General features: G+C 41.8%; 1 protein-coding gene and 1 pseudogene. Both read right to left on the minus strand.

From position 1 onward, the window contains the following. Positions 1-198 precede the first annotated feature (198 nt). Positions 199-780, minus strand: coding sequence for an HD domain-containing protein (locus AACR75_RS01165; RefSeq protein ID WP_047691470.1), 582 nt, complete (start codon positions 778-780; stop codon positions 199-201). 194 nt (positions 781-974) lie between these two features. Next, positions 975-1,056, minus strand: a pseudogene (locus AACR75_RS01170) (YkgJ family cysteine cluster protein); the annotation flags it as partial.

The raw sequence follows: 1,056 nt of genomic DNA on the forward strand, positions 1-1,056 counted from the left end.
ACTTAAACCAGAAAACATGGAGTTTACCGTTCAATTCCAACTCGATTTAGCTGATAAAAACTCACTTTGCCTAACGCCCGCCTAAGGGGCTGGCAACGCATAACACTAAACTCAAACGCAACAACTGTAACCACCGCGGCTCAATGGGACTGGAAACGCCACGCGTTGACAGTCCCTCTTGAGGCGTTTGTTATACGCCTATTTCAGTACACCCGATTGAACTGCGTCATTGAGCCTAGACTCGACTTCTCGCCACAACAAATTACTACCTTTGGAAATGCGTTCTCCATTAAAAGCAAAAACTTTTTCTTTGGGTATATTGTGTTTTTTCCAGCCATGACCTTCACCATGAATGTTGTGAAGTAAAGGTGGAACTCGGTCGATTGCCTTAGCAAAGCTTGCTTCGGGGCTTACACCTTCTTCAAACTCTTCCCAAAGATTAGAAAACTCTTCTCGGCTTGCTTCTGGTAAAAGTTGAAATAACTTCTGTATGCATGACCTTTCTAGTTGTTTGTTTTCTTCTGTTTCAGCAGAGTAAATAACCGTATCACCTGCCTCAATTTCACCCAAGTCATGGATGAGTAGCATTTTCATGACACGAACAATATCAACTGGTTCATTAGCAAAATCTTTGAGTAAAATAGCACTCAGGCAAACATGCCAGCTATGTTCTGCTGAATTCTCATATCTATCTAACCCTACAGGTTTAGTTTGTCGTTCTATCGATTTAAGCTTCTCGACCTCTATCATAAAGTCGATTATTCCCTTAATTTCTTCCACGCTAAGTCCTTTTTGATGCTCAAGATTTGATTGGCGTATAACGCCCGGTTAAGGGGCTGACAACGCAAACCACTGAACTCCAAATAACCACCGTAATCACAAAGGCCGATTTGAACAAAAACCGCCACGCGTTGGCAGTCCCTCTTTAACCGTTTGTTATGGCTAACAACTCTCTGATTTATAGAACAAAACTTTCAAGGTAAATCTGACCTTTCATCTCGACATTCATAAGAGCCCATTTCAAACTCTCGACAAATCCAAGGTCGATTCTCATAA

It is taken from the genome of Vibrio sp. ZOR0018, assembly GCF_963865925.1.
GTDB classification, from domain to species: Bacteria; Pseudomonadota; Gammaproteobacteria; order Enterobacterales; family Vibrionaceae; genus Vibrio; species Vibrio anguillarum.